Source organism: Paenimyroides tangerinum (assembly GCF_003865405.1).
GTDB lineage: Bacteria > Bacteroidota > Bacteroidia > Flavobacteriales > Flavobacteriaceae > Flavobacterium > Flavobacterium tangerinum.
In genome coordinates this window covers 1-1,121 of the sequence record NZ_RQVQ01000107.1, presented here as the reverse complement: position 1 = coordinate 1,121, position 1,121 = coordinate 1, and the positions used below count along the sequence as shown (strand labels likewise).

Sequence of the window (1,121 nt, the reverse complement as noted above, 5' to 3'; positions counted from 1 at the left end):
TGTAACTGATAATTTATTTGTTTTTACTTTTTCTTGAGCATTTGCGCTGAATCCAAACATTAAAGCGATTGCCAAAACTGATACTGATTTGAAGAAGTTTGTTGTCATAATTTTGTAAATTTTAAAAAGTTATATTGTTATATTTTGTCATTCTTATTTCTATGGTACAAAGTAACGGCAGTTTTGAAATAAGTTTTGTAGTAAGGATTGTGTGATGTTTGTAGAAATTGAACTACAGTTTTTTTAATCATTTTTACAAAACCCAAAAAGCTGAATCCGATATCGAGTCCAGCTTTTCATAATATGAGGGCGATTTAAAAAATTATACCTTATTATTAAAGAGGTAATAAAGTATAAGTAATTTCAGTAGTAATTGTTTTTCCGTATTGATCTAAGAAAGCCGAAGTATTATCTGCTGGAATCGCATAAACTAAACTATAAACATCTGCTTTTGTAGCAACAGTAGAAGAAACGATTTGTTCAGCTGTTGCGTGTTTTAAACTGTTGTTTGTTCTTGTAGAAATCGTAGCCTCTTCGTTACCGCTCGTTTTTTCAACAATCAAATCGATATTGTCTGTGTCAACTGAAGTATTAGCTGCTGTTCCGCTGAATTGAGCCGAAGAAACTTTAGCGCTAACTGCATATTTTTTAGAAGAGAAAATGGTCATTGTAATTGGAGTTGATTCACTTCCATTTGCAAATTTCGCTTCGCTATCTAATAAAATAGTTGCGTTATCGTTACTTAAATTCAAGCTGTAAAATTCCCCAACTGTAACTGATAATTTATTTGTTTTTACTTTTTTGTCTTGAGCATTTGCGCTGAATCCAAACATTAAAGCGATTGCTAAAACTGATACTGATTTGAAGAAGTTTGTTGTCATGATTTTGTAAATTTTAAAAAGTTATATTGTTATATTTTGTTATTCTTATTTCTATGGTACAAAGTAACGGCAGTTTTAAGGTCAGCTTTGTAGTAAGGATTGTGTGATGTTTGTAGAAATTGAACTACAGTTTTTTTTATCATTCTTACAAAAAACAAAAAAGCTGAATCCGATGTTGAATCCAGCTTAAAAAAAAACACATTTAATAATTATACGATATTAAAGAGGTAATAAAGTATA

Annotated in this window: 1 protein-coding gene; it reads right to left on the bottom strand. The window is 29.8% G+C overall.

Annotated elements, in window-relative coordinates:
- Positions 1-335: 335 nt before the first annotated feature.
- Positions 336-881 (bottom strand): hypothetical protein, encoded by a 546-nt coding sequence (locus EG240_RS16365; protein ID WP_125020394.1) that lies wholly within the window; start codon positions 879-881, stop codon positions 336-338.
- Between the last annotated feature and the right edge of the window lie 240 nt (positions 882-1,121).

Coding starts and splice junctions, on each gene's coding strand:
- EG240_RS16365 (WP_125020394.1), bottom strand. CDS start 881: ATGACAACAAACTTCTTCAAATCAGTATCAGTTTTAGCAATCGCTTTA.